The sequence below is a fragment of the Rhizobium sp. BK112 genome, from assembly GCF_014193215.1.
GTDB classification, from domain to species: Bacteria; Pseudomonadota; Alphaproteobacteria; order Rhizobiales; family Rhizobiaceae; genus Rhizobium; species Rhizobium anhuiense.
Map to the genome: position 1 here is coordinate 1 of NZ_JACHYZ010000012.1, position 23832 is coordinate 23832.

Here is a 23832-nt window from a genome sequence, read left to right on the forward strand (position 1 = left end):
CCGAAGATCGTCGACTGGTACATGCAGGGCAAGATCCAGATCGATCCGATGATCACCCACACCATGCCGCTCGAAGACATCAACAAGGGCTTCGACCTGATGCATTCCGGCAAGAGCATCCGCGGCGTCGTCGTGTACTGACAAATCGCATTATGGGGAGTGACATGTTTATAGGTTCGCCACGAGAGCGGTTCGAGGGGGAAGCACGTGTCGCGATGACGCCGGACAGCGCCACCCAGCTTCAGAAACTCGGATATCACTGTGCCATCGAAACGGGCGCCGGCAAACTCGCCGGCTTCTCCGACGACGCCTATCGCGCAGTTGGCGTTACGGTCGTCGACAGCGTTGAGGCACTTTATGCAAGCGTAGACGTCATCGCTCAGGTGCGGCCGCCCGAAGCGAACGACCTAGCAAGGCTTTCGGCAAGCAAGACGCTGATCTCCTTCTTCTATCCTGCGCAAAACAAAGAGCTTCTCGAGCAGGCGAAGACGACCGGCGCAAACGTGGTTGCCATGGACATGGTGCCGCGCATTTCGCGCGCCCAGAAGATGGACGCGCTGTCTTCCATGGCCAACATCGCCGGCTATCGCGCCGTGATCGAGGCCGGCAATAATTTCGGCCGCTTCTTCACCGGCCAGGTGACCGCGGCCGGCAAGATCCCGCCAGCCAAAGTTCTGGTCATTGGCGCCGGCGTCGCCGGTCTGGCCGCCGTCGGCACCAGCATCTCGCTCGGCGCCATCACCTATGCATTCGACGTTCGACCGGAAGTGGCCGAGCAGATCGAATCGATGGGTGCCGAATTCGTCTTCCTCGACTTCAAGGAACAGCAGCAGGACGGCGCGGCGACGGGTGGCTATGCATCGCCGTCGAGCCCCGAATTTCGCGAAGCGCAATTGAAAAAGTTCCGTGAGATCGCGTCGGACATCGACATCGTCGTCAGCACCGCGCTGATCCCGGGCCGCGACGCGCCGAAGCTCTGGCTTGCCGACATGGTCGCCGCGATGAAGCCGGGCTCCGTGGTCGTCGACCTTGCGGCGGAACGCGGCGGGAATTGCGACCTGACTGTTCCGGATCAGAAGATCGTTTCTGAGAACGGCGTCACCGTCATCGGCTATACCGATTTCCCGAGCCGCATGGCCGCGCAAGCCTCGACCCTCTATTCGACGAACATCCGCCATATGATGACGGACCTGACGCCGAAGAAGGATGGCGTTCTCGTCCATAACATGGAAGACGATGTTATTCGCGGAGCCACTGTGGCGTTCCAGGGCGAGATCACCTATCCGCCACCGCCGCCGAAGATCCAGGCGATTGCAGCCCAGAAACGACAAGAAAAGCCCAAGGAGTTGACGCCGGAAGAACGGCGTGCAGCCGAAGCTTCCGCCTTCAAGTCGGCAACGCGGCAGCAGGTCGGCCTGCTCGTCGTCGGCGGTGTTCTCATGGCGCTTATCGGCGCCTATGCACCGTCGGCCTTCATGGGCCACTTCATCGTCTTCGCGCTTTCCTGCTTCGTCGGCTTCCAGGTCATTTGGGGTGTTAGCCATTCGCTGCATACGCCGCTGATGGCCGTGACCAATGCGATTTCCGGGATCATCATCATCGGTGCGTTGCTGCAGGTCACTGCAGGCGGCTGGCTGGTGACCGCCCTTGCCGCCGTTTCGGTGGCGATCGCCACCATCAACATCGTTGGCGGCTTCATGGTCACGCGGCGCATGTTGAACATGTTCCAAAAGTCGTGACGCCAGCCCGGGGTATAGAACTATGTCTATCGGTATCCAGACCGCGGCTTACATCGCCGCATCCGTTCTCTTCATCCTTTCGCTCGGCGGTCTTTCCGGTCAGGAAAGCGCCAAGCGCGCCGTATGGTACGGTATATCAGGCATGGCAATAGCCGTGCTCGCGACCATTCTTGGGCCGGGCGTCGGGCTTTCCGTCGTCCTGATCATCATGCTTGCCTTTGGTGCTGTCGTCGGCACGTTGTTGGCACAGCGCGTCGAAATGACCGGCATGCCGCAACTCGTGGCGGCGCTACACTCCTTTGTGGGCCTCGCTGCGGTACTGATCGGCGTCAACTCCGACATGACGGCACATGAGTTCGCCACCAATGCGGAAAAGATCATCCATGAAGTGGAAATCTTCCTTGGCGTGTTCATCGGTGCGGTAACCTTCACCGGCTCGATCATCGCTTATGGCAAACTTTCTGGCCATATCGGCGGCAAGGCACTTATCCTGTCCGGCCGGCACATATTCAATATCCTGATGGTGCTCGGGTCGTTTGCGCTGATGATCGGGTACATGAATGGCGCAGGTGCATGGACCCTCTACCTGATGACGCTGATCGCCTTTGTCATCGGCGCTCATCTCGTCATGGCCATCGGCGGCGCCGATATGCCGGTCGTGGTTTCGATGCTCAACTCCTATTCCGGCTGGGCGGCCGCGGCGACGGGCTTCCTGCTCGGCAACGACCTGTTGATCGTAACCGGAGCGCTCGTCGGCTCGTCGGGCGCGATCCTCTCCTACATCATGTGTAAGGCGATGAACCGCCAGTTCCTGTCGGTCATTCTCGGCGGCTTCGGCAATGTCTCGGGCCCGACGATGGTCGTCGAGGGTGAGCAAGTTGCCATCGATGCCGAAGGTGTTGCCGCAGCGCTCAACGATGCCGACTCGGTCATCATCGTTCCGGGTTACGGCATGGCGGTTGCGCAGGCCCAGAGTGCGGTTTCGGAACTCACTCGCAAGCTGCGCGCCGCCGGAAAGCAGGTGCGCTTTGCGATCCATCCGGTCGCAGGTCGGCTGCCCGGCCACATGAACGTCCTGCTGGCGGAAGCAAAGGTCCCTTACGACATTGTATTGGAGATGGACGAGATCAACGACGACTTCCATGAAACCGATGTCGTCATCGTCATCGGCTCGAACGACATCGTCAATCCGGCGGCACAGGAAGATCCGAACTCGCCGATCGCAGGCATGCCGGTCCTCGAGGTCTGGAAAGCCAAGCAGGTTTTCGTCTCCAAACGCGGCCAGGGCACCGGCTATTCCGGTATCGAGAACCCCCTGTTCTTCAAGGAAAACACCCGCATGTACTACGGCGACGCCAAGGAGTCGGTCAACGGCCTGCTTCCGAAGCTGGCCTGAGAGCTTGATGATCTCCGCTTCCGACTGGAGACATTTTCTCAAAGAAACATGTGCGCGCCAGCCGTAAGCCCGTCACGGCAGGCTCGCCGTTGTGCGCTCGGCCCCTCCCAAATTCGTCCGACCATGACCATGCGATAGCGAAAGTGGCAATCGACATATGGATACGGGTTGCGCGACAAAGGATTTGGGAGCAGGGCCGCTGGCGATCTCGAAATCTGGCCCGATTGAGGGGGCGGACCGCCTCCCCAGTCGTCAGAGCGCGATAGCGCCGAGACGGGTACGCCCACATGCGGTTAAGGCGGCTCGAACGGTCTACCCTGGATGGCGAAGTATGGCACAGGGCCAATTGCAGGCTGAGCCGATCGAATAAAGGGATGTTGGGTCGTCAGGTTCGTCCGCCGGGCATTCACTCGTTAGCCCGGCAGCATTGGCAAATAATCCTCGAGATCCGCCCGTGATGCGAGCGGATCTATTATTAATCTTCGGGGGCGATGCGAACGACGATTCCACTGAGAGTCTCGTCAAAGGGGATCTGACAGGAAAGCCGCGAGTTCTCTTGGCGGTAGTCGGAGCCTTCCAGCAACTCACTCTCGTCGATCGAGGGCTCTGCCAGAGTTGCGGTCTTCGGTAGCTCCTCGACGTAGAGGTGGCAGGTGGCACAGGAAAGGCACCCGCCACACATTGCGAGCAGCTCATCAAAGCCCGCGCCTCGGATGTTCTCCATCAGCGAAGCGCCCACCCTTCCCTCGAAACTATGCAGCTCTCCATCCCGCGTACGCACTGATATCACAGACATTTTTTCCTCCACTTTCATTCGGGCCTCGAATGCCTCACAGCACTTCTGGGCCAAGTTCCTTGAGTTGTTTCGATGTGTCGGCCAGGGCGTCGCGGTCAATCCTCGCTGAGTTATCGACAAGCTTTCGTCCTTGCACGTAGTCGCGGGATGCATTGACGCAATCGAGGGCCAGAACCGCCCCGTCCTTCAGATAAATAACGCTGAAGCTCCGACTGGAGGGATTGCCGCGCGTCACCACGCTGTCAAAGCCGTAGTTGAGACCGATGGTCTGCATTCTCAAATCGTATTGATTGGACCAGAACCAGGGCGTTGCATCGTAGGGCTTGAGTTCGCCGCAGATCGCCTTCGCGGCAGTCGTCGCCTGATCCGTCGCGTTCTGCACAGATTCAATGCGAATACCGCGGCCATGTCTAAGCCGGGCGCAGTCTCCAATGCAGTAAATGTCCGGCAGGGATGTCCGGCATAACTCATCGATATCCACACCGTTTGAGCCTTCCGCGCCCGCCTCGATCAGTGGGCCGGCCGAAGGGACAATGCCTATACCGACCACGACGATATCGGCTGGGATCTTCTCGCCGGTCGCAAGCACCACGTTCTTGACGCGGCCGTTGGAACCTTCCAGCGAACCGACACCGCAGTTGAGGCGGATGTCGACGCCATGTGCGCGATGCTCAGCTTCGTAGAACCTCGATACCGTTTCCCCCGCCACGCGCGCGAGCACGCGGTCGAGCGCCTCGACCAAAGTGACCTCCTTGCCGATCTCTCGGAACACGGCTGCCGCTTCGAGACCGACATAACCGCCGCCGACGATCACGATCCTTTCGGCGCCGGGAAGGCCTTCGACGAGCGCGTCGCAATCTGCCTTGTTGCGTATATAGCAGATTCCGGCCAACTCGCTGCCTGAGCAGGAAAGCTTCCTCGGTTCGCCACCAGCCGCCCACACGAGCCTGCCGTAGGAGAAGCGTTCGCCCAGGTCGGTGACGACGACATGGGCTGCCGCATCGACGGTGGTCACACGCCTGCCCAGCATCAGTTCCACCTGCCGGGAGGTCCAGAAGTCCCCCGGCCTCAGATGCATCCTTTCGAAGGATTTCTTGCCTGCGAGATATTCCTTCGAAAGCGAAGGGCGGTCGTAGGGAACTTCCGCCTCAGCGCCGATCAGGGCAATGCGTCCGGTGAACCCGGACTGCCTGAGCGCCGCCGCTGACTGCGAGCCGCCATGTCCGCCGCCGACGATGATGCAGTCGAAGAAGCCATTGTGATGCTCCTGCGTCATTGTCACGACTTTCTTTCAGCACCGATGAGGACGAAGCACATGGTCGCGGGCTTGTCGCCCTTGTTGCGCCAGGCATGGCGCGTGCCGCATTGGACGACGACGTCGCCCTGCTTCAGTAGCGTTTCGGCGCCGTCATCGAGTTCAAGCCACACTTCACCGTCGAGTACGATGTCATAGTCGATGGTATCTGTAGTGTGCATCCCGGGTGCATCAGGCTCGAACGCCTGGATCAGGCCGGGGATGTGCATCGCCTGTTCCTCAATCGCGGCCGCTGGATCGACGGTTGCGAATACCGAGTCTGGCGGAAAGACGACGATCATCAGCTTCGTCTGGCCCGGTTCGGGGGTGATCAGGATTTGCGGCGGCGCCTGCTCCGCATGACTTTGCGGAAGGCTGGGTTTCGCCGAAGTTGCATAAAGGACCGAAGTAAGGTGGCCCGGCACAGAGCCGTACACATGGGCATTGGGTGCGGGGCCGTCGCTGATGAACACTGACCTGCCGTTACTAATCCCTGTGACGACGCGCCGGGGTATGCGCAGTTGCGTTGCCCTATTCATAGATCAAGCCCTTCGCCTCAAGCTGCGGACGCATGTTGTTAATGTCGAGGCTCAGTTGGCCTCTCTCGTAGAGGCCGCGCTTTTCGTCTTCCATTTTCTGGCGTTTGCGCGCTTTTTCGAGGACCATCGCGGCCTCATCGCGCTTGACGACACAGACACCATCGTCGTCGGCGACGATGACGTCGCCGGGTTCGATGTAGGCTCCGGCGCAGACCACGGAGACCTGGACGTTCGCGAGCGTCTCCTTGACCGTGCCTTGGGCCGATATTGCCTTCGACCAAACGGGAAAGTTCATGGACCGCAGGTCAGCGACATCGCGTACGCCGGCATCGATCACGAGTCCCAGAATTCCGCGAGCCTTGCACGATGTCGCGAGAAGATCGCCGAAATATCCGTCCGTGCACGGCGAAGTTGGTGTGACGACCAGGATGTCGCCGGGCTGCGCGACCTCAAGCGCGACATGGATCATCCAATTGTCACCCGGTGGCACCTCGCATGTGAGCGCCGTGCCACCGATGCGCGAGCCCTCGATCACGGGGCGCAGATGCGGGGCCAGCAATCCCTTCCGGCCTTGCGCTTCATGGACTGTAGCGACGCCGAGCTTACCCAAGGCTTCGCATGTCTCGCGATCCGTTCGCGGTGTCTTGGTCATTACCTTCATTGGGAACCTCTCGAGATGGAATCAAACGTGATTCAACCAGCCGACCGCGCCTTGGAGGAAACTGCGATCAAACACGCCTGCGGCGCTGGATCTGGCTGATCCGTCAAGCAGGTTGGCGCGGATCATCAAGTCGACCGTGGTGTCCATGGCACGTTGCGGAATGGACAAATCGCCGGGCCACATACCCATGTCGCGCATGTAGTGGAGGCCGCGCGAGGCGAGTTCGGTGTCGTCTTTCGTGGTAATGCGCTGGAAAATCGGAAGCGTGATTTCTTCGCGGTTCGGGTCGTTCGTGATCGAATAGGCCTCGAACAATGCCTTGAGGAAACGGCCGACCACATCACGGTTACCATCCAACCAGCTTTTGCGGCCAATGACAGCGGCGAAGACGATCTCGGGGATGACATCATTGATCTCGCCGATCAGGTTGTAGCCATCACGTTCAGCCAGGAAATTCCATGGCGCGGGCTGCGGGGCGCAGTCAATTTCCCCCGTCTGCAGGGCTTCCCAGCGCTTGGTGTGGATGCCGGCGACTTCGAATTCGTAGTCGCCGGGATACCGCAGGCCTTCCTGGGACAGCAGCATCTGGGTGTAGATCGCCGTGCCCTCTGTCAGCGACGATGTGCCGACCTTTTTGCCCTTGAGGTCCTCGATCCTCTTGATCGAGGGCTGAGCGACCAGCGACATCGGCAGGCGATTGGCATTCGAGGCGATGACCCTGAGTTCGCCGCCTTTGACGAAGTTCGAGACGGCACCTTCAGGTGGCGTTATCGCAAGATCGGCCTCGCCTTCGACAACCGCGGTGGTCGCCTTGTCGACGGTGCCCATCTTCTTGTATTCGATCACCAGCCCGTGCTTGGCGAAAATTCCATGCTCTTCAGCCACGAAGACCGGGAGCCAGTTGAACCCTTGCGCCCCGCCTGCGAGGCTTAGACTTTGGCTGGAAGCCATATGTTTTCTCCCTGACAATTTCGAGGCTTCAAAGGCCGCGCTTGCGCAACCGCTCATCCAGAAGCGGATAGACCCGACGTGCGTTTCCTTCGAAGACTGCGTGTCTTTGTTCGTCATCAAGCGTGAGCTGGTCGATGTATCTCTTGGTGTCGTCGAACGGATGCCCCGTCTCCGGGTCGATCGCTTTCACAGCACCGAGCAGCTCGGAGCCGAACAGGATGTTCTTGGTGTCGACGACGCGGAAGAGCGTGTCGATGCCCGCCTGGTGATAGACGCAGGTGTCGAAGAACACATTGTTCATGAGGTGCGTGTCGAGGCCCGGCTTTTCGAGCATGATCGACAGGCCGCGATAACGGCCCCAGTGATACGGCGCAGCCCCGCCTCCGTGCGGTATGATGAGCTTGAGTTCCGGATGGCGCTCGAACAGGTCTCCCTGAATCAACTGCATGAATACCGCCGTATCCGCGTTGATGTAGTGCGCACCCGTCATGTGAAGGCACCGCTCGCAGGAACTCGAAACGTGGATCATCGCGGGGACCCTGAGGGCGACCATGGCCTCCCACATAGGGTCCCACCATGGATCGTAGATCGGCGGCGAGCTCCAACGTCCGCCTGACGGGTCGGGGTTGAGATTACAGCCCACAAAGCCGCTTTCGACGCAGCGCTCCAACTCCTCGATGACATCAGACAGGTCGCCATCAACTGTTTGGGGAAACTGGCAGACGGCTGCGAAATTATCCGGGAACATGTCGACGATCCGGCCGACATTGTCGTTCGACAGGCGCGACCATTCCTTGGCGACCGACGGTCCCGGCACGTGATGACCCATGCCGGAGGCGCGCGGGCTGAGAAGCGTCACGTGCGAACCGCGCTCGCGCTGAATTTTAAGCTGGTTCGCCTCGATAATGTCGCGCAGTTGCTTGTCGGGTATCCCCGGATAGATCGGCGGCTCGGAGGACTTGCCTTCCGCATAGGCGACTTGCGCCGTTCGGAAGGCATGGTGCTCTGGTGGTTCCGTCGTGAAATGGCCGTGGCAGTCGATGATCAAAGACATCATCCATTCCACTTCGCAGGAAGGTCGGAGATGCCACGGAACCGCCAGCCCTTGCCTGTGATCTCCCGCGAAGTATCGAGACGAAGATCGGGCAACTGCCGGAACACCTCGGCAAGCGCAATCTCGCCCATCGCACGCGACAGGAAGTGGCCGGAACAGAAGTGCGGACGGAAGCCGAATGACAGGTGCTGCTTCTTCTTGCGGAACATGTCGAAACGGTCGGCATCTTCGAAACGCGTCTCATCGCGGTTGGCCGACCCCATGACAATAGCGACGGATGCCCCCTCTGGGATGACCGTTCCGGCGATCTCGAAATCTTCCTTGGCGATGCGCGGTGTTACGCCGATCGGGGCGATCCAGCGCAAGCCCTCATCGAAGGCGCGCATCGCGTTTTCCTGCGGCTGCTCGGCCATAAGCTTCGCCTGGTCGGGATTCGAAAGAAGACCCGTGCAGGCATTCGCCGCCGCATGCCCCGGCTCCTGGAGACCGCCAAGGATGATGACGCGCATGGTCGGAGAAATCTCCTCCCAGCTGCGAACCTCGCCCTTTGCCATGCCGCCATACATGACATGGCTGAGCAGCGAGTGGTTGGGCTTTGATAGGCACGCCTGGTAAAGATCGCCCATCTGCTTGTCGATGTCGGCGAGCGCGTCGTCCAGTCGCTTCCATATGGCCGGATCATTGCTGACGTTCTGCAGGCCGAGCGCCATCGCGTGAAACCACTCGACGAGGGTTTCGTTTGGCGTCTCCGTCAGGCCGATGACGTCGCCAATGCACCGCACCGAGATTGGCTCGAAGAGTTCCGTTGTCAGGTTCGCTTCGCCATTCTTCTTGATGGAGTCGATATAACGCTGCACGACCGAGCGCGTCAGACCTTCGACGAACGAGCGCACGCGTTCCTGCGTGAGATTCTCGTCGATACCCTGACGGAGGCACTGGTGATCTTCACCAGACATGGTCAGGACGTTCGGCATGCCCATGACGCGAGCTTCCGGACGGTCGGCTGAGCCCGACGGTCCAAACACCTTGTCGTTGCCGCCGATCGTGCGGCAGTCGTCGAACCGCGTGATGAAATATTCTTTCGTGCCTTCGAAGAAGGCCACAGGCTCCTCCGCGCGAAGCCTCGCGTAGACGGGATAGGGATCCCTATAGAGATTTTCGCCCGTCAGTTCGGTGTGCGTTCCCGTCATTGATTTCCTCCCTCACCCGCGTCGCGGGGTCTTCGCCAATCCGCCACCATGTTCTCCAACCCGGCGGCATGCATTCTCAGGACGTTCCTTTGGAGCAATCGCCACGCGATTGATGCTTGACATACCGAAACGTCTTCGGATACTGATAGGTATCCAAAGCGAGGTTGGCTGTCAACAAGAGAAATGGACAGGCCGTGGAGAGACCGCTTCGGAAGGGAGGAAATCAGTGAGCAACAGCAGCATCGCCGAGGTGCGCCTTGTGCTTGAGGCGCGGGATGTCTCCGTGCAGTTTGGCGGCGTCAAAGCCCTGACCAATGTGTCGGTTTCCGTGAAGGCAGGAGAAATCTGTGGCTTGATCGGGCCGAACGGAGCAGGCAAATCGACATTTCTCAACGCGGCGACCCGGCTCGTAAATTACACAAGCGGATCCATCATGCTTGGCGGTCAGCCACTCGAAGGCGTCGGCTCGCGCGAGATGATCGGAATGGGCATCGCGAGGACCTTCCAGAACCTCGGCATCTATGCCTCGATGACCGTTCTGGAGAATGTCATGCTCGGGGCGCATCACCGGTTTGGCGGCAAGTTCGCTCAAGCGATCTTTGCTCCGTCTCGGATAAGGGCAGAGGAACGGTCTGCACGCGAGAAGGCCATGGCGGTGCTTGAAGAGGTCGGCATGGTCGAGCTCGCCGCGCGCGCGGCCGGATCGCTTTCCTATCCCCTGCAGAAGCGTATGGAGATCGCTCGCGCGCTTGCCGCCGAGCCTAAAATTCTTCTGCTTGACGAACCCGCCGGCGGACTGACGCACGGCGAGGTCCACGAATTTGGGTCGCTCGTCGATGGCATCCGACGCAAGCGGAACCTCTCCATTCTTCTCATCGAGCATCACATGGGGCTGGTCATGAGCCTTTGCGACCGGATCATTGTCTTGCATCTGGGTCGCAACTTGGCCGAAGGCACCCCTTCCGAAATCAAGTCCAACGACGCGGTGATTGCCGCCTACCTCGGGAAGGCGGCATGACACTGGATCTCAAGAACCTCTCCGTGTTCTACGGCAAGACGCAGGCACTGTTCGACTGTTCGTTCTCAGTGGGAGAAGGCGAATTTGTCGCCCTGCTCGGCTCCAACGGGGCTGGGAAGACGACGCTGCTGCGTGCCGTTTCCGGACTGCTCCCCTTCAAAGGCTCGATTGCCTTTTCGGGAATGGCGCTCGACAAGATCGTCGCGCAGAAGCGCCTCGCGCTCGGCATTGCTCATATACCCCAGGGGCGCGGGACTTTCTCCGAGTTTACGGTCGATGAAAACCTGTCCCTCGGGGCAACGATCGTGTCGAACCGATCACAAGTGAGGGAGGACAAAGACCGCTGGTACGAGACATTCCCGCGTCTGCGCGAACGGCGCGATCAGCTTGCGGGAAACCTTAGCGGTGGGGAACAGCAGATGCTGGCTGTCGCCCGCGCGCTCATGTCTCGTCCGAAGCTTCTGATGTGCGACGAGCCATCGCTCGGGCTCGCCCCTTCGATCACTCAGGAAATCCTGGCGATTTTCAAGACGCTCAACAAGGATCACGGCATGACGCTGCTCGTGGTCGAGCAGAATGTCGACATCACCCTTCAATATGCCGACCGGGCCTTCGTTATCGAGGCCGGCCAGATTGTGGCAAGCGGTGCGGCAACCGAGCTGATCGCCAACGAAGACATCAAGAAATCTTACCTGGGAGTTGCCTGATGAGCCTCTTCTTCCAGCTCGTCGTCAGCGGCCTGACCACGGGCGCAATTTACGCGGCGCTCGCCCTGGCGCTCGTCCTCATCTTCAGGGCAACCAACGTCGTCAACTTCGGCCAGGGCGAGATGGCGACCTTTTCCGCCTATGTGGCCTGGCAGTTGATGCAATGGGGTGCGCCGCTCTGGCTCGCCGTCCTCGCGAGCCTCATTATGGCGTTTGCTATTGGGATTGTGACTTTCCGCTTGATTATCCGGCCGATGATGAGCGCTCCCGTGGAGGCGGTCGTCGTCATCACCCTTGGCATCCTCGTCCTCTTCCAAGCGGCGTGCATGTGGATGTGGGGCGCCGAGCAACTCTCGTTCCCAAGCCTCTTCCCTGACGGCGGTTTGGATATCGGCGGCGTTCGCGTGCTCGCTTCCGCCATCGGCACGCTAACGATCCTTTTTGTTATCGCTTTGGCGATGGGCTTTATCTTCCGGTTCACCAGGCTTGGCCTATCGATGCGTGCGGCGGCTTTCGACCATGCCCGAAGCGTACTTGTCGGCGTTAATGTCGAACGCATGCTGATGTTGGGCTGGGGCTTTGCCGCCATTATTGGGGCACTTGCCGCAATCCTGATTGCCCCTCGGCTCTTCCTCAGCCCGACGATGATGACGCCAATCCTCTTTTACGGGCTCGCTGCAGCAACGCTCGGCGGCTGGGACAGTCCGCTTGGCGCAATCGTTGGCGGCCTCGCCGTCGGCGTCGCCGAGAGCTTGGGTGCCAGCTACCTCTCGTTCGTCGGCGCCGACATGCGCATCGCCGTGCCGATCGCCCTCACGCTCATCATCCTGCTCGTCAAGCCCGTCGGCCTGTTCGGATCCTACAAGGTGACAAAACTATGAATGACGGATTCCGCGCGGCGACTCTCAAGTTCGGTCTCTTTGCGATCGTCGCGATCCTTATCCCAGTCTTTGTGCCGGGATACGCACTTCAGCAGGTGGCGATCGCGATCGCCTACGCTATCGCCATTTTAGGTCTGAACCTGCTAATGGGGTTCGCCGGCCAAATTTGCCTTGCGCAGGGAACGCTGTTCGGCGTCGGCGCTTACGTGACGGCGATCCTCAATGCCACCTACGGCATCTCGCCGCTCGTAACGTTGCCTGTCTCTGCAGCCGTGGCGGCCGTCGTCGGGCTTGCCATCGGCCTTCCGGCACTCAGGCTTCAGGGCTTGCAGCTTGCCATCGTGACATTTGGTATCGCGGCCGCGTTCCCGCAATTGCTGCTCAAGATGGGGAGCCTGACGGGTGGAGTGTCGGGGCTTCCGATCGATGCCCTCGAACCTCCGAGGTTCATGCCGGACAATCCCGAGTTGTGGCTCTACATCATATCGCTCACTTGCGCGGGGATCGGTGCCCTACTTGTCTCGCTAATGCTCTTCGGCGACAACGGGCGCGCGCTCAGGGCACAGCGGGACAATCCACAGATTGCCCAAGCGCTCGGCATCAACCTGACACGTACTCGCCTTTGGGCATTTGCCGCAAGTTCGGCGCTCGCGGGACTCGGCGGCGGAGTGTTCGGGATCATCAGTGGTTTCATCAGCCCGGAGTCGTTCCTGGCAATCCTGTCCATCAACATCGTGATCGGCAGCATTGTCGGCGGCGTTACCAGTATCGTCGGAGCATTTCTCGGCGGTCTGTTCATGGTCTTCGTCCCGACCTGGGCATCTGACATCAACCTGAGCCTCGGCAACCTGATCTACGGCCTCGCGCTCATCGTGATCATGATGGTCGCGCGCAATGGGGTCACTGGCTTCATCGAAAAATGGCTCTCGATGACTTTTCGGAGGATGGCGAGTAGCCGACGCCAAATTGAAACAAGGGAGGAACTGATATGAGATTTATTTCTATACTGAAGGGGAGCGCAATGCCGCTGACTGTCGCGGCACTGCTCGCGGCAAGCAACGCCAATGCTGCGCAATCGTCGCCTGGCGTCACCGACGACACCATTAAAATTGGTGTCACGGGACCACTGACTGGACCGGTCGCGGTCGTCGGCGGTGTCGCCGAAGGCATACGAGCGCGCGTCGAGCAGGCCAACGCCGAGGGCGGCGTTAAGATGGGCGACGGCAAGACCCGCAAGATCGACCTCATCATCGAAGATGATGGCCTTGATCCCCAGCGCACCTTGGCGAATGTCCGCAAGATGGTCGAGAAAGATCAGGTATTTGCTCTCGTCGGCACCGCGGCGACGCCAAACAATCTGGCGATCGGCCGTTACATCACGCAGAAGAAAGTCCCGAACGTTTTCATGTATTCCGGTGTCGTCTCCCTGAACGCACCCGAGTGGGAGGTTGGCTTCGTACCGTCGTTTTCAACCGAAGCAGACTCATTTGCTGCGTATCTTCAGATCAACAAGCCCGACGCAAAGGTGGCCTTCCTGTATCTGAACACCGAGACGGGCCAAACCTTTATGAAGGCCTTCGATAGCGCAATCGACGGAACGAACATCAAGGTGATCGAACGCCAGCCGGTGACATCGCAGGACCCCACTGTCGAGACCCAGCTAAATACTCTGAAAGCTTCTGGCGCTGATACATTGGTTATTATCGCCGCACCGCGCCAGGGGGGCGAGGCCATCCGTTTCCAGTCCGAAAGCGGTTGGAAGCCTTTAACCCTGGTCACTAACTTGTCATCGGCGTATCCGGTTCTCCAGTCAGTCGGCCTGGAAAATGCCAAGGGTATCATCACCTCCGACTTCCTAAAGCCGATCACCAGCAATCAGAAATCCGGTGACGAAGGCGTCGATCACTATCTCGACGCCATAAAAGCAGCCAAGGTGAACTTCGTCTTCGCCAATACGATTGGCCAGACCGGATATGCAATTGGCGACACGCTCGTCCAGTCCCTCGAAAAGCTCAAGGACCCCACCCGCGAAGAGCTGATGAAGGTCGTTCATAACATGGACGGTTGGAAGAACCCATTGCTCCAAGAGGGCATCACAATGACAACCAAGGAAGGATCCGACATCTACCCTGTGGAGGCACTCCAGCTATACCAGTTCGATGGCCAAGAATACGCACCGCTCGGTGGCGTCTTGGACTTTGAAGGCAAAACATACGAATAGCTCCCTACCAGTGGGTGCCGGCAACCGGCGCCCACACAGGTGAGGCAGATTTGGCAAGCATGGGCGGCAAAATTTACCGGGTCCGATAGTTGAACGACGAGCGCGGGAATTGTCGACATCTTCGCGGCAGGACGGCGCTCTTGGTCGTCATGCATTCGTACGTCCCGATTGGTACTAAGGAGCAGGCTTGGAATTCACTCGTCAGTCGGATAACGACCCTGCGTGAGATTGAACACCGCCGTGAGGTTGACGATGATGCTGGAGGTGCACTCCTCCTTGTTGATGACGCGGGCGTCGAGAACCTTGCTGGCGCTGCGGAGGCGTGATGCGGCTCCCTGCGGAAGGGACAGATGGCGATCTTCAACCCGACGGGCGACGTAACCGGCAAAGCCCGCATCATCGAACGAACCTTTGACGGTGACCCGAACCCCTCGACACTCTCGGTGCAAAAGATCCTCTTGGTTCCATGTTGGATGCGATGGGGACGGCGTTGTTTCGCGTTCGCAGGCGCTACCGCGCAATTGACATACCGCGCGGTCACCTCGCCTTGGCATTCCACCTGTTCATTTGAACACGGCTTACTGATCGCAGCGTGGATATCTGCCCATCCCCAAATGGGGCGGCAACTCTTCCTCCAACTCGTCAACGCGCTGCGAACTCAGGCCATGACCCGCACATCCTCATCACCCGTCAAAGCCCCGCTCCAACCTCGCTGCATGCTGCCCTAAAATTCAAGGCACTTGGAGTGGCAAATCGAGCAATTCGATCGCCACACAGTCGTCGATGATGGAAGGCGGTACCTGAAAGGCTGACAGAATTTGGCGCACGACCTTTTCAGGATGATCGTGCTCCTGCTCTTGCCGGAGAAGCGTTGTCATCGACGCGAGAACGGTGCCAATCATCATATCTCGCCCGATCGTGACGCTTTGCAATTTGAATTCGCCCGACTCGATGCCCTCCTGAACGGACGCCGTTGCGTATTGGAACGTATCCGAACCGAAAATGGGCCCGACACTGGAAAGGTTGATCATCGCCCAACCCCAAGAAGGATCTTGGCGAGCGCGATGCAGGTAATAACGGATGGCCAGCGCAACCCGCATCGCGCAGATAGGAAGTGTTCGCATGAGCTCTTGCACTGCAACGTTGAACTCATGGCTCATTTCATAGGTGAGCACCTCGAACAGCTCGTCAATGTCAGAGAAATAGTTGTAAAAGGTCCCCCGTGAGATGAGGGCGATCCCACACACTTCTTCGATACGCGTTGACCTCCCGTTTGGACGGCCAAGCAGATGAAACGCCGCTGAAAGGATAGTCGCCCGGGTACGCGCACGCTTCTCCACGCCGATCTGCGCACGCCGTTCCGGGCTTATTTTCGTCGCCATGCCTGCTCGATTCCTCATTCAATCGCAGCGTATATAGGCCGGTCATGTCACGAAACCATTTTCAGAACAATGCATGGGATTTTTGGAAATCTTACCGATCAGCTCCGTTCGAAGCATGAGAAAATACTGTTTTGATGCAAGTAGTTCTGCCGACATCGGGACGTAAACTGCCTGCGACGAAGATGTGCGACATCGTGCCATGAACCTGCTTTCGACGGCCGCAACAGTTGCCGCCTTCGGAAGGATTGATCATGACGTCTTACGTTTCAAGCGCCAAAGCCTGGATTTCGCGGATGACCCTTTCTACGGAAAGACCACAGTCTTCAGGCCATTGAGCATGACACGGGTTTCAAGATGCAATTTGACGGCCTTGGCGAGCACCCGGCTTTCAATATCGCGGCCGGTCGCGACAAGATCCTCCGGCCCCATCGCGTGATGCACACGCTCGACTTGCTGCTCGATGATCGGTCCTTCGTCCAGATCAGGAGTGACATAATGCGCCGTGGCTCCGATCTGTTTGACACCCCTTTCAAAGGCCTGATGATAGGGCTTGGCTCCCTTGAAGCTTGGCAGGAAAGAGTGATGAATATTGATAATCCTTCCGAACAGGCGGCTCGAAAGCTCCGTCGACAGAACCTGCATATAGCGCGCCAGGACGATCAGATCCGATTGCGCATCGCTCATCAGCGTCAGGAGCTTTTCCTCTTGTTGAGCCTTCGTATCGCTGTTTACCGGCAGGTAATGGAAAGGTGCGCCCTCACGCTCCGCTGTCGGGCGGCAGTCCTCATGATTTGAAACGATTGCCGCAACCTCCGCGTTCAACCAGCCAACCCGGATTTGGTAGAGCAGATGTAAGAGCGCGTGATCGAATTTCGAAACCATGATGATGATCCGCGGCTTCCGTCCGACGTCGATCAACTCGAGCTTCATGGAAAACCGTTCAATCGGAGATTTCAGTGCACGACGAACCATGGCCTCCGTGACCGCTGTCGGGACAGAAAACGCGATGCGCATGAAAAAGGTGTTGGAGACACGATCCCAGAATTGATTGGAATCGGAAATGTTGGCGCCGAGCGCTGCAAGTTCAGAGGTCACCGCGGCGACGATTCCAGGCTTGTCTTGACATGACAAAGTCAAGACGAAGTTCTGCTGCACGGAGATTGTTTTCATTGCATAAAGCCTACTTCGATATGTGACTTGCCAGAAAGTCTCGGATCCATTCGGCCGTTTTTCCAACACCGCCGAATGGATAGAAATGCAAACAAACTGATCCGTGCTTGCTTGGATCGAGCCTTCTTATGAACTCCGCCACAAGCGCATCCGGGCCGGCGGTATTCAGAAGTTTCCGGATCGAGAGCCCGTATTTCGCCATGACTTTCGTGGACGCGCCGACGCCGCAGATCGTGGCGAAGCGTAACAGGGTTTTCACACTGGCAGGCCCTGGGACACCAATGCGTATGGGTGCTGTTATGCCCGCCTGGCGAAGGCGCCCGATCCATTCGATGACCGGTTCGGCCTCGAAGGAAAACTGCGTCGTGATGTCATATTCCAGCCCAGCGGCGGTCAGGAGGGCATGTTTTTCCTGCAGCACCTCGAAAAGCACCCCGTCACGGATCTTTGGATGCCCTTCCGGATATCCGGCTATGCCGACCTTCCTGATTCCATGCTTGGACAACAGTCCCGAACGAATGATGGCCAAAGAATCCTCATATGGCCCGACAGGCACGTCAGGATCGCCGGCCACGATAAATAGACGATCGACGTTCGCCACGCTCACAAACAACGCCAAGAGACGATCCAGTTCTGCAGCCGAGCCCAAACGTCTGGCGGAAATATGTGGCACCGGATGAAAGCCGAGCTCTTTCACCGTTGCCGCGGCTGCAAGGCGCGCGTCATGATTTTCATTGGGAATGAAGGCAATTGAAACGCATGTGGCCGGTGCAAGCAGTTTGCTCACATCTTGGAGGCCGGCAGTGTCTTTTCCTGTGATTTCGAATGAGTATCCGTCAATCAATGCTGCGCGTGGCGACATCACCGGTCGCACGGCAAGGGCGTCTTCCGCCATATCGATATTATGCATCATGCGATGGCCCCTATAGACGTCTTCGGAAATTGTCGACGATCCCCAGCTGGATCGCACAAGGGATGCGTACGGCAGACTGCCGCGGTCCCGCTGAGGGCCACTGGGCAGTGCTGCCGTTCACCATGAAGCTTGCTTTGAGCGCCAAGCGGCTTGAGGTTACTGCTGGCCGGTCTTGATGACTTTTTCGAAGTAGGGAGCCGGAGCTACCTTGGCGCGAATTTCGCGGAGCTGGTGCGTGCCGACCGGAAGGCGCTGGGAATTTGGCTCACCCCAAAGCACTGTGACTTCCGTACCGGGTTCGGCGTGCTCAATATCAACGAGCGAGAGCGAGATGACCCGATTGGCATTGGCGGAATAGGCAAGCCATTGCGATATGCCGACGCGTTTGCCACCTTTCATGATCGCGTCCGACTGGAACGTCGCATACATCGGATTTGGCAGCTTCATGAACATGCCGCCGTTGTCCGGATCGATCAGCGACGAGTTCATGCATGCCATGACGTCGTCGTTGTTCCATTCGAGCGTCACTTTCTTTCGCTTCGGATTGGCGACCCTTTCACGCAGGGCTTCCTTACCAATGAAATCGTGATTGAAGTCGATCAGCGACTTGTAACCGACTTCAACCGGATCGACGTAGTAGTCCTCAATCTTGTCGGACAGGAAGCTGCCGCCGAGCGAGGCGACCGACTCCAGGAAGTACTGGTTCAGCCATTCGCGGTAGGGCTTCATTTCGGCGCTGTGATAGATGGCCGGAAGCGGCATTGGCATCCAGCCGGATTCCTGCGCGGTGGTCGAATAGGCCATCGCTCCAATCTTGCGCATGCCATATTTTTGCCCGACCTCGGCAAAGGCGGCGCGAATCTCGTGCTGAATGTCCCAAGGCCCGTAGATTTCGTAGCCAGGCTCGCCTGCCATGCCATGGCGAAGGGCACGAACCGCGTGACCAGCAATCTGGAATTCACCGATATTGAAGAACTTGATGTCCGGCAACGTCCCGTCCGAAACCTCACGCACCAAGGGAAGCGCGTTGGGGCCCTGGATCTGGATACGGAAGACATCGCGCGTTCCCGAACGGATCGAGAAGTTGTCGTCCCGCACCGCGGTCACATTCATGCCGCTGATTTCGGCGTTGTACTGCACCCAGTCACTGGCAAAAGGGGCGCCGACGATGCGCAGAAATTCCTCTTCCTCGCGGAAGACAATGGCATCGCCGATCATATAACCGTCGTGGCCGGCCAGCACCAGTTGTTTGCCGCGCAAAACCGGGAAGGAATCGAACTTGTTGGTCGCCAGCGTGGAAAGAAACTTTACGGCGTCCGGACCGCGAAGATGCAGTTCCGTCATGTGGTAGGAAAGCTCAAGCAGCGCAACGCTATCCTTCCAGGATCTCACCTCATCGCGCCAATTGGTGAACTCCGGTGGAATAACCGGGAATGTGTAAGGCCCGATGTTGGACCCACGAAGCAATTTTACCGGACCTCCGGCGTCATTGACAATGGACTCCAGGTTCTTGAGTCCCACGCTTGGTGCGATATTCATGTTCAGCTCCTCCCTGATACTGAAAATAAACTGCTAATATTTCGGCAAGCTTTAAACACGCAGCAACGATTTCGCTTCAAAACCCCACTATTGTTGCAGCCCAGCCCTTGGCGCCGGGCGATCGCTTTGCGACGCGGCTCCAAGCTCCCAGGACGACATCGCTCTTTCTTCAACGCCAAGTGGAATCTAGCTAACGGCCATGATCCGCTTTCAACTCTATACATTCATAAATTACACATACTGTCAATTTGATATTTTGTTCAATTTGAAAAATCTGCAGCGACCCTTTGAAGGGATTTGAACCCTATGTGGAATAACAATGATTTAGGGAACGACAGAACTATCTGCCTAAAAGCTCGTTCGGGGCGAACTGAGCTGTGGCGCCCTACGGTTCGCGTATTGCGTTGTCGAGGCCACGCAGCAGCGGATACAGGAAATAGGAGATCACCGTGCGGTTGCCGACCTTGATTTCCGTGGTCACAGTCATGCCGGGAAGCAGCCGCACCGGCACATCTGTGGCATTCAACCGGGTATCGGCAAGCAGGATGCGCGCCTTGAAGAAGGGGGCGGACGGCTGGCTCGGGGTGGCGGTCTGTTCCGGTTGGCCGGTGAGGAAAGTGTCCTCGCTGATCGTTCGCACTTCGCCTGTTGCCGTGCCGTATTTCTGGAAGGGATAGGCGTCGAGCTTGACGCGGGCTTCCTTGCCGACGACCACGCGGCCGATGTCGCGGGTGTTGATCGAGACTTCTGCTTCGAGCGGCACGTTGATCGGCACCAGCGTCACCACCGGCTCGGCCTCGCGCACGACGGAACCGACCGAGCGCTGGGCAAGATCGAGCACGACGGCATCGGCGGGTGCAGTCAGCGCCACCATGTTACGGCGCAGCTCCATCTTCTTCAGCTCTTCGCCGGTCATGTCACGCTGGCCGCGCAGGTCCACCAGCTGCTCCATCGCGGCGCGGCGGAAATCCTCGATGAAGGCCTGGCGGTCGGCGCTCAGTTTCGCGTAGGCGTGGACCGCCTCCTCGGCCTTGCCGCGCACCGCGGTGATATCGGCCTCCACATCGAGGCGAGCGTCGCGCGAGCCGAGCATGGTGAGCAGCGAACCGCTTTCCTTATCATAGAGCTTCTTTCGCGTGGCCTCGATCTGCGAGAGGTTGTCGCGCCGGTCGTTGAGCACGGCCTCCTGATTGCGGTTTGCCGCAAGTGCGGACGATTGGCCGGCGATCTGCTGTTCGAAATTCTGCAGCTGCGCCGTGTAGAAGGCCCGCCGCTGGGCGAAGAGCTGCAGCTGCAGCTGCTCATCCTGCGTGTTGCCGGCGATCTTCGAATAGTCCTCGCCGGTAAGCTCGGCCTCCAGGCGCTTCACCTGGGCGTCGAGAGCGGAAAACTTCGCCCTCAGTTGGCCAACATCGGCCTGGCTGAAGGTGGCGTCGAGCGTCGCCAGCGTTTGGCCGGCATGCACCACCTCGCCGACCTTGACGTCGATCGTGCGGATGATCGAGGTTTCGAGCGGCTGGACGACGATAGTGGGCTGTGTGGTGACGAGCTTGCCGGGCGCAATCACCACCTCGTCGATGGAGGAGACCGAGGCCCAGGTGATCGCTGCGGCAAGCAGTGCTGTCACGCAATACAGCGTCATGCGGGCAACGCGCGGCGGCGCGCGTTCTTCGAGTTCGACGGCATCGGACTGGAACTCGGCAATTGCCGGTGGCAGCGGTGGGCGGGCGATGAGTTCCCTGCCCTTCTCCGGCTCCTTGTCTGATGGCCCCTTGCCCGAAGGGACCGGCAGGTTCTCGCTGGGTTTTCTGCTGTGCGCGTTCATGCGACCTGCCTCATCTGCTGGGCCCACAGGTGGCGATAGGTCATGCAGCGCGATACAAGCTGATCGTGCCGGCCGATATCGGCGACCTTGCCACGCTCGATGACGAGAATGGCATCGGCATCGACGAGCGTCGAAAGCCGGTGCGAGACGATGATGACGGTGCGGCCGGCGGCGATGCGGCTCAGATTCTCGCGGATGATCGCCTCGCTGTCGGGGTCGAGGGCGCTCGTCGCCTCGTCGAAGATCAACAGCTTCGGATCGGTGATCAGCGCCCGGGCAATGGCAAGCCGCTGCTTCTGGCCGCCTGACAGATTGGAGGCGTTTTCCTCCAGCATCGTGTCAAAGCCGCGCGGCAGGCGCTCGATGAACTCCTCGGCGCCGGCGATACGGGCAACTTCCATGATCTCCTCGATGCTGGCATCGGGCTTGGCGGCGGCAATATTCTCGCGCACCGAGCCGCGGAACAGGAAACTATCCTGCAGCACGACGCCGATGCTCGTTCTCAGATGCACGAGGTCGATCTCGCGGCTGTCATAGCCATCCATGCGCACGAGGCCTTCCTGGCTCTGATAGAGCCCCTGGATCAGCCTTGTGATCGTCGTCTTGCCCGAGCCGCTTTTGCCGACCACCCCGAACAAGCAGCCCGCCGGAATGGCGAAGGAGACATTGTCGAGCGCCGGCGCGCTATCCGGGCCGTAGCGGAAGGTGACCCTGTCGAATTCGATGCGGCCCTGTAGATTCGGCCGAACACCTCGCCCGCGGCCCGCCTGCTCCGGCCGCTGGTTCATGATCTCGCCGAGCATGCGCACGGAGAGCGCGACTTCCTGATATTCGTGCACCATGGTGACGATCTGCACCAGTGGTCCCGAGACCCGGCCGGCGAGCATATTGAAGGCGACCAGCGCGCCGATCGTCATCGCGCCACTGAAGACATCGAGCGCGCCGAGGCCGATGATCGCGACGCTCATCAGCTTCTCCAGCAGTCCGGTCATCGCCTGGGCGATGGTCGAGATCTTGTCGACCCGGAAACGCACGGAGATCGACTGGGCCGAATAATCGTCCCACACCTTGCGCTGGCGCGGTTCCAGCGCCAGGGATTTGACGGTGCGCATGCCGTGCACGGTCTCCACCAGCAATGCCTGGCGGTCGCCTTCGGCTTGATAGAGCGCCTGCAACCGGCGCTGGAACGGCCCGACGAGCATCATCACCACCAGCCCGACGAGGGCTGCGAAACCGAGCACGACGAGCGTCAGCTTGACGCTGTAGAGAAGCAGGATCGGCACGAAGACCAGAAGCGAAACGCCGTCCAGGAGTGTGAGAAACAGCCGGCCGGTCAGGAATTCGCGAATGCGCCCCGTCTGCTGCATATGCTTGACGAGAACGCCGGCGGAGGCCTGTTCGAAGAGCGCGATCGGCAGGTTGAGCAGATGGCCGAAGGTGCGGGTCGCGACGCGGATGTCGATCCTGTTCGTCGCATAGAGCAACAAATAGCGACGCAGAAAAGTGAAGGTCGCGTCGAAGACGAGCGCGATCGCTATGCCCGCCGTGAGAACCGTCAGCGTCGCATAGCTCTGATGCACCAGCACCTTGTCGATGACGAGCTGAAAGAAGATCGGCGTCGTCAGCCCCAGCCCGTAGAGCACGAAGGCGGCGAGCGCGACATCGCGGAAGAAGCTGCGCTGCTTGATGATCTCGGGGACGAACCAGCGGAAGCCGAAGGGCCGGTCCTCATCGGACATGCGATAGTTGCGCTTCAGCAGGATCACCGATCCGAGCCAGGCCTTGGCGAACTGCTCTTCGCTGAGCATCATCACTTCGGCGCGTGATGCCAGCGGGTCGAGAACACGGATTCTCTCGTCCTCCCCGCTCCCGACAGCGCCGGCGATGACCACCCAGTTGCCGTTCGTCAGCTCAGCGAGCACCGGGAACGCCTCGCCAAGTTGGAACAGGGATCGCCAGTCGAGCGTCAGATGCTTTGCCCTGAGGCCGGCATCCTTGGCCATGCGCAGCAGCTGCCGCAAGGCAACAGGATCGTTGCCGACGGCATAATCGTGCTGCAACCGTTCAGGAGCAAGGTCGACGCCGTGATGACGCGCGACCAGCGCAAGACAATGCAGGTTGGTATGCAGAAAACCAGTCATGGCCCACCTGAAACAATACGAGACCGAGGCAATATTTGTTTTATCAGTTGAAGTTCGGCGAAGCGTTCGAAGCGCCGGCCTGCACCGACTGGATATCGGCAGCCGCCGCCGACATATCGCCGATGCGACGGACCGCACCAGCTTCGACCAACCCGCCAAGCGCCTTCTGCATGAGATCGACCGCATTGGCGAAGGCATCGACCGGCATGATGATGCGCTGGCGGAAAACCGGCTTCGGATTGTTGTTGGCGTCACGCTCGGTGGCCGAGAGCGACATCAGGTCGATCCGCACGATCGTTCCGGTGATGGTGATTTCGCCGATGCCATCTGCATAAAGTTCGTTGCTCATTGTTCTCTCCTCCGGTTGATAATCAAAACGTCTTCCTCTTTGGGCGGCTTACGTCCATTGGGATGC

The 23832-nt window shown here is 59.2% G+C and carries 21 protein-coding genes and 2 pseudogenes; 8 read left to right on the forward strand and 15 right to left on the reverse strand.

The window, feature by feature from the left end; translation table 11 throughout:
- The 3 genes and pseudogenes from FHT75_RS27495 to FHT75_RS27505 all read left to right on the forward strand — a co-directional run.
- Positions 1–141 (forward strand): annotated as a pseudogene (locus FHT75_RS27495) (S-(hydroxymethyl)glutathione dehydrogenase); the annotation flags it as partial.
- A gap of 23 nt (positions 142–164) precedes the next feature.
- The gene (locus FHT75_RS27500; RefSeq protein ID WP_063474707.1) at positions 165–1739 is read left to right on the forward strand and encodes a Re/Si-specific NAD(P)(+) transhydrogenase subunit alpha; all 1575 of its coding nucleotides are present in this window, start codon (positions 165–167) and stop codon (positions 1737–1739) included.
- 22 nt (positions 1740–1761) lie between these two features.
- A complete protein-coding gene (locus tag FHT75_RS27505; protein WP_097596390.1) occupies positions 1762–3135 on the forward strand; it encodes an NAD(P)(+) transhydrogenase (Re/Si-specific) subunit beta in 1374 nt (457 codons plus the stop codon).
- Positions 3136–3610: 475 nt separating this feature from the next.
- Here FHT75_RS27505 and FHT75_RS27510 read toward each other — a convergent pair whose 3' ends face one another.
- Genes FHT75_RS27510 through FHT75_RS27540 form a run of 7 tightly spaced genes read right to left on the reverse strand, consistent with a single transcriptional unit; the run spans position 3611 to position 9620 of the window.
- Positions 3611–3949: a 2Fe-2S iron-sulfur cluster-binding protein gene (locus FHT75_RS27510; RefSeq protein ID WP_245294560.1), complete on the reverse strand. Its 339-nt coding sequence runs from the start codon at positions 3947–3949 to the stop codon at positions 3611–3613.
- Positions 3950–3965: 16 nt separating this feature from the next.
- On the reverse strand, positions 3966–5207 hold the full coding sequence (locus FHT75_RS27515) for an NAD(P)/FAD-dependent oxidoreductase (RefSeq protein ID WP_063474708.1): 1242 nt from the start codon (positions 5205–5207) through the stop codon (positions 3966–3968).
- A 2-nt stretch (positions 5208–5209) separates the two neighbouring features.
- Positions 5210–5698, reverse strand: coding sequence for a cupin domain-containing protein (locus tag FHT75_RS27520; RefSeq protein ID WP_244604885.1), 489 nt, complete (start codon positions 5696–5698; stop codon positions 5210–5212).
- Positions 5699–5756: 58 nt separating this feature from the next.
- Complete coding sequence (locus FHT75_RS27525; protein ID WP_063474710.1) at positions 5757–6425, reverse strand: 4-carboxy-4-hydroxy-2-oxoadipate aldolase/oxaloacetate decarboxylase; 669 nt, start codon at positions 6423–6425, stop codon at positions 5757–5759.
- Positions 6426–6446: 21 nt separating this feature from the next.
- Complete coding sequence (locus tag FHT75_RS27530; protein ID WP_063474711.1) at positions 6447–7376, reverse strand: ABC transporter substrate-binding protein; 930 nt, start codon at positions 7374–7376, stop codon at positions 6447–6449.
- Positions 7377–7404: 28 nt separating this feature from the next.
- Positions 7405–8430 carry an amidohydrolase family protein gene (locus tag FHT75_RS27535; protein ID WP_082849689.1) on the reverse strand — a complete coding sequence of 342 codons (1026 nt, stop codon included), beginning with the start codon at positions 8428–8430 and terminating at the stop codon, positions 7405–7407.
- Positions 8430–9620, reverse strand: coding sequence for a cytochrome P450 (locus FHT75_RS27540; protein ID WP_063474712.1), 1191 nt, complete (start codon positions 9618–9620; stop codon positions 8430–8432). Before FHT75_RS27540 ends, FHT75_RS27535 begins: the two co-directional genes overlap by 1 nt.
- Before the next feature lie 226 nt (positions 9621–9846).
- Between FHT75_RS27540 and FHT75_RS27545 the strand changes: the two genes are divergently transcribed.
- Genes FHT75_RS27545 through FHT75_RS27565 form a run of 5 tightly spaced genes read left to right on the forward strand, consistent with a single transcriptional unit; the run spans position 9847 to position 14447 of the window.
- The gene (locus FHT75_RS27545) at positions 9847–10638 is read left to right on the forward strand and encodes an ABC transporter ATP-binding protein (RefSeq protein WP_063474713.1); all 792 of its coding nucleotides are present in this window, start codon (positions 9847–9849) and stop codon (positions 10636–10638) included.
- Complete coding sequence (locus FHT75_RS27550; protein ID WP_063474714.1) at positions 10635–11345, forward strand: ABC transporter ATP-binding protein; 711 nt, start codon at positions 10635–10637, stop codon at positions 11343–11345. The genes FHT75_RS27545 and FHT75_RS27550 overlap by 4 nt, the downstream gene beginning before the upstream one ends.
- Positions 11345–12226 (forward strand): branched-chain amino acid ABC transporter permease, encoded by an 882-nt coding sequence (locus FHT75_RS27555; protein WP_063474715.1) that lies wholly within the window; start codon positions 11345–11347, stop codon positions 12224–12226. Before FHT75_RS27550 ends, FHT75_RS27555 begins: the two co-directional genes overlap by 1 nt.
- On the forward strand, positions 12223–13218 hold the full coding sequence (locus FHT75_RS27560) for a branched-chain amino acid ABC transporter permease (RefSeq protein ID WP_063474716.1): 996 nt from the start codon (positions 12223–12225) through the stop codon (positions 13216–13218). The genes FHT75_RS27555 and FHT75_RS27560 overlap by 4 nt, the downstream gene beginning before the upstream one ends.
- A 29-nt stretch (positions 13219–13247) precedes the next feature.
- Positions 13248–14447 (forward strand): ABC transporter substrate-binding protein, encoded by a 1200-nt coding sequence (locus FHT75_RS27565; RefSeq protein WP_244604886.1) that lies wholly within the window; start codon positions 13248–13250, stop codon positions 14445–14447.
- A 206-nt stretch (positions 14448–14653) separates the two neighbouring features.
- Here the strand turns inward: FHT75_RS27565 and FHT75_RS35675 are convergent.
- From FHT75_RS35675 to FHT75_RS27605, 8 genes and pseudogenes are all read right to left on the reverse strand, one after another.
- A pseudogene (locus FHT75_RS35675) lies at positions 14654–14761 on the reverse strand (3-oxoacyl-ACP reductase); the annotation flags it as partial.
- Positions 14762–15178: 417 nt separating this feature from the next.
- Complete coding sequence (locus FHT75_RS27575; protein ID WP_052213521.1) at positions 15179–15829, reverse strand: TetR/AcrR family transcriptional regulator; 651 nt, start codon at positions 15827–15829, stop codon at positions 15179–15181.
- 303 nt (positions 15830–16132) lie between these two features.
- Entirely contained in the window at positions 16133–16999 is an 867-nt protein-coding gene (gene purU, locus FHT75_RS27580) for a formyltetrahydrofolate deformylase (protein WP_047613887.1), read from the reverse strand.
- A 10-nt stretch (positions 17000–17009) separates the two neighbouring features.
- Positions 17010–17912, reverse strand: coding sequence for a methylenetetrahydrofolate reductase (locus tag FHT75_RS27585; RefSeq protein ID WP_244604887.1), 903 nt, complete (start codon positions 17910–17912; stop codon positions 17010–17012).
- A gap of 156 nt (positions 17913–18068) precedes the next feature.
- Positions 18069–19451, reverse strand: coding sequence for an aminomethyltransferase family protein (locus FHT75_RS27590; RefSeq protein WP_047613889.1), 1383 nt, complete (start codon positions 19449–19451; stop codon positions 18069–18071).
- Positions 19452–19836: 385 nt separating this feature from the next.
- Positions 19837–21276, reverse strand: a complete 1440-nt coding sequence (locus FHT75_RS27595; RefSeq protein ID WP_047613891.1) for an HlyD family type I secretion periplasmic adaptor subunit — start codon at positions 21274–21276, stop codon at positions 19837–19839.
- Positions 21273–23417 carry a peptidase domain-containing ABC transporter gene (locus FHT75_RS27600; protein ID WP_047613893.1) on the reverse strand — a complete coding sequence of 715 codons (2145 nt, stop codon included), beginning with the start codon at positions 23415–23417 and terminating at the stop codon, positions 21273–21275. The genes FHT75_RS27595 and FHT75_RS27600 overlap by 4 nt, the downstream gene beginning before the upstream one ends.
- A 43-nt stretch (positions 23418–23460) precedes the next feature.
- Positions 23461–23766, reverse strand: coding sequence for a hypothetical protein (locus tag FHT75_RS27605; protein ID WP_047613895.1), 306 nt, complete (start codon positions 23764–23766; stop codon positions 23461–23463).
- Between the last annotated feature and the right edge of the window lie 66 nt (positions 23767–23832).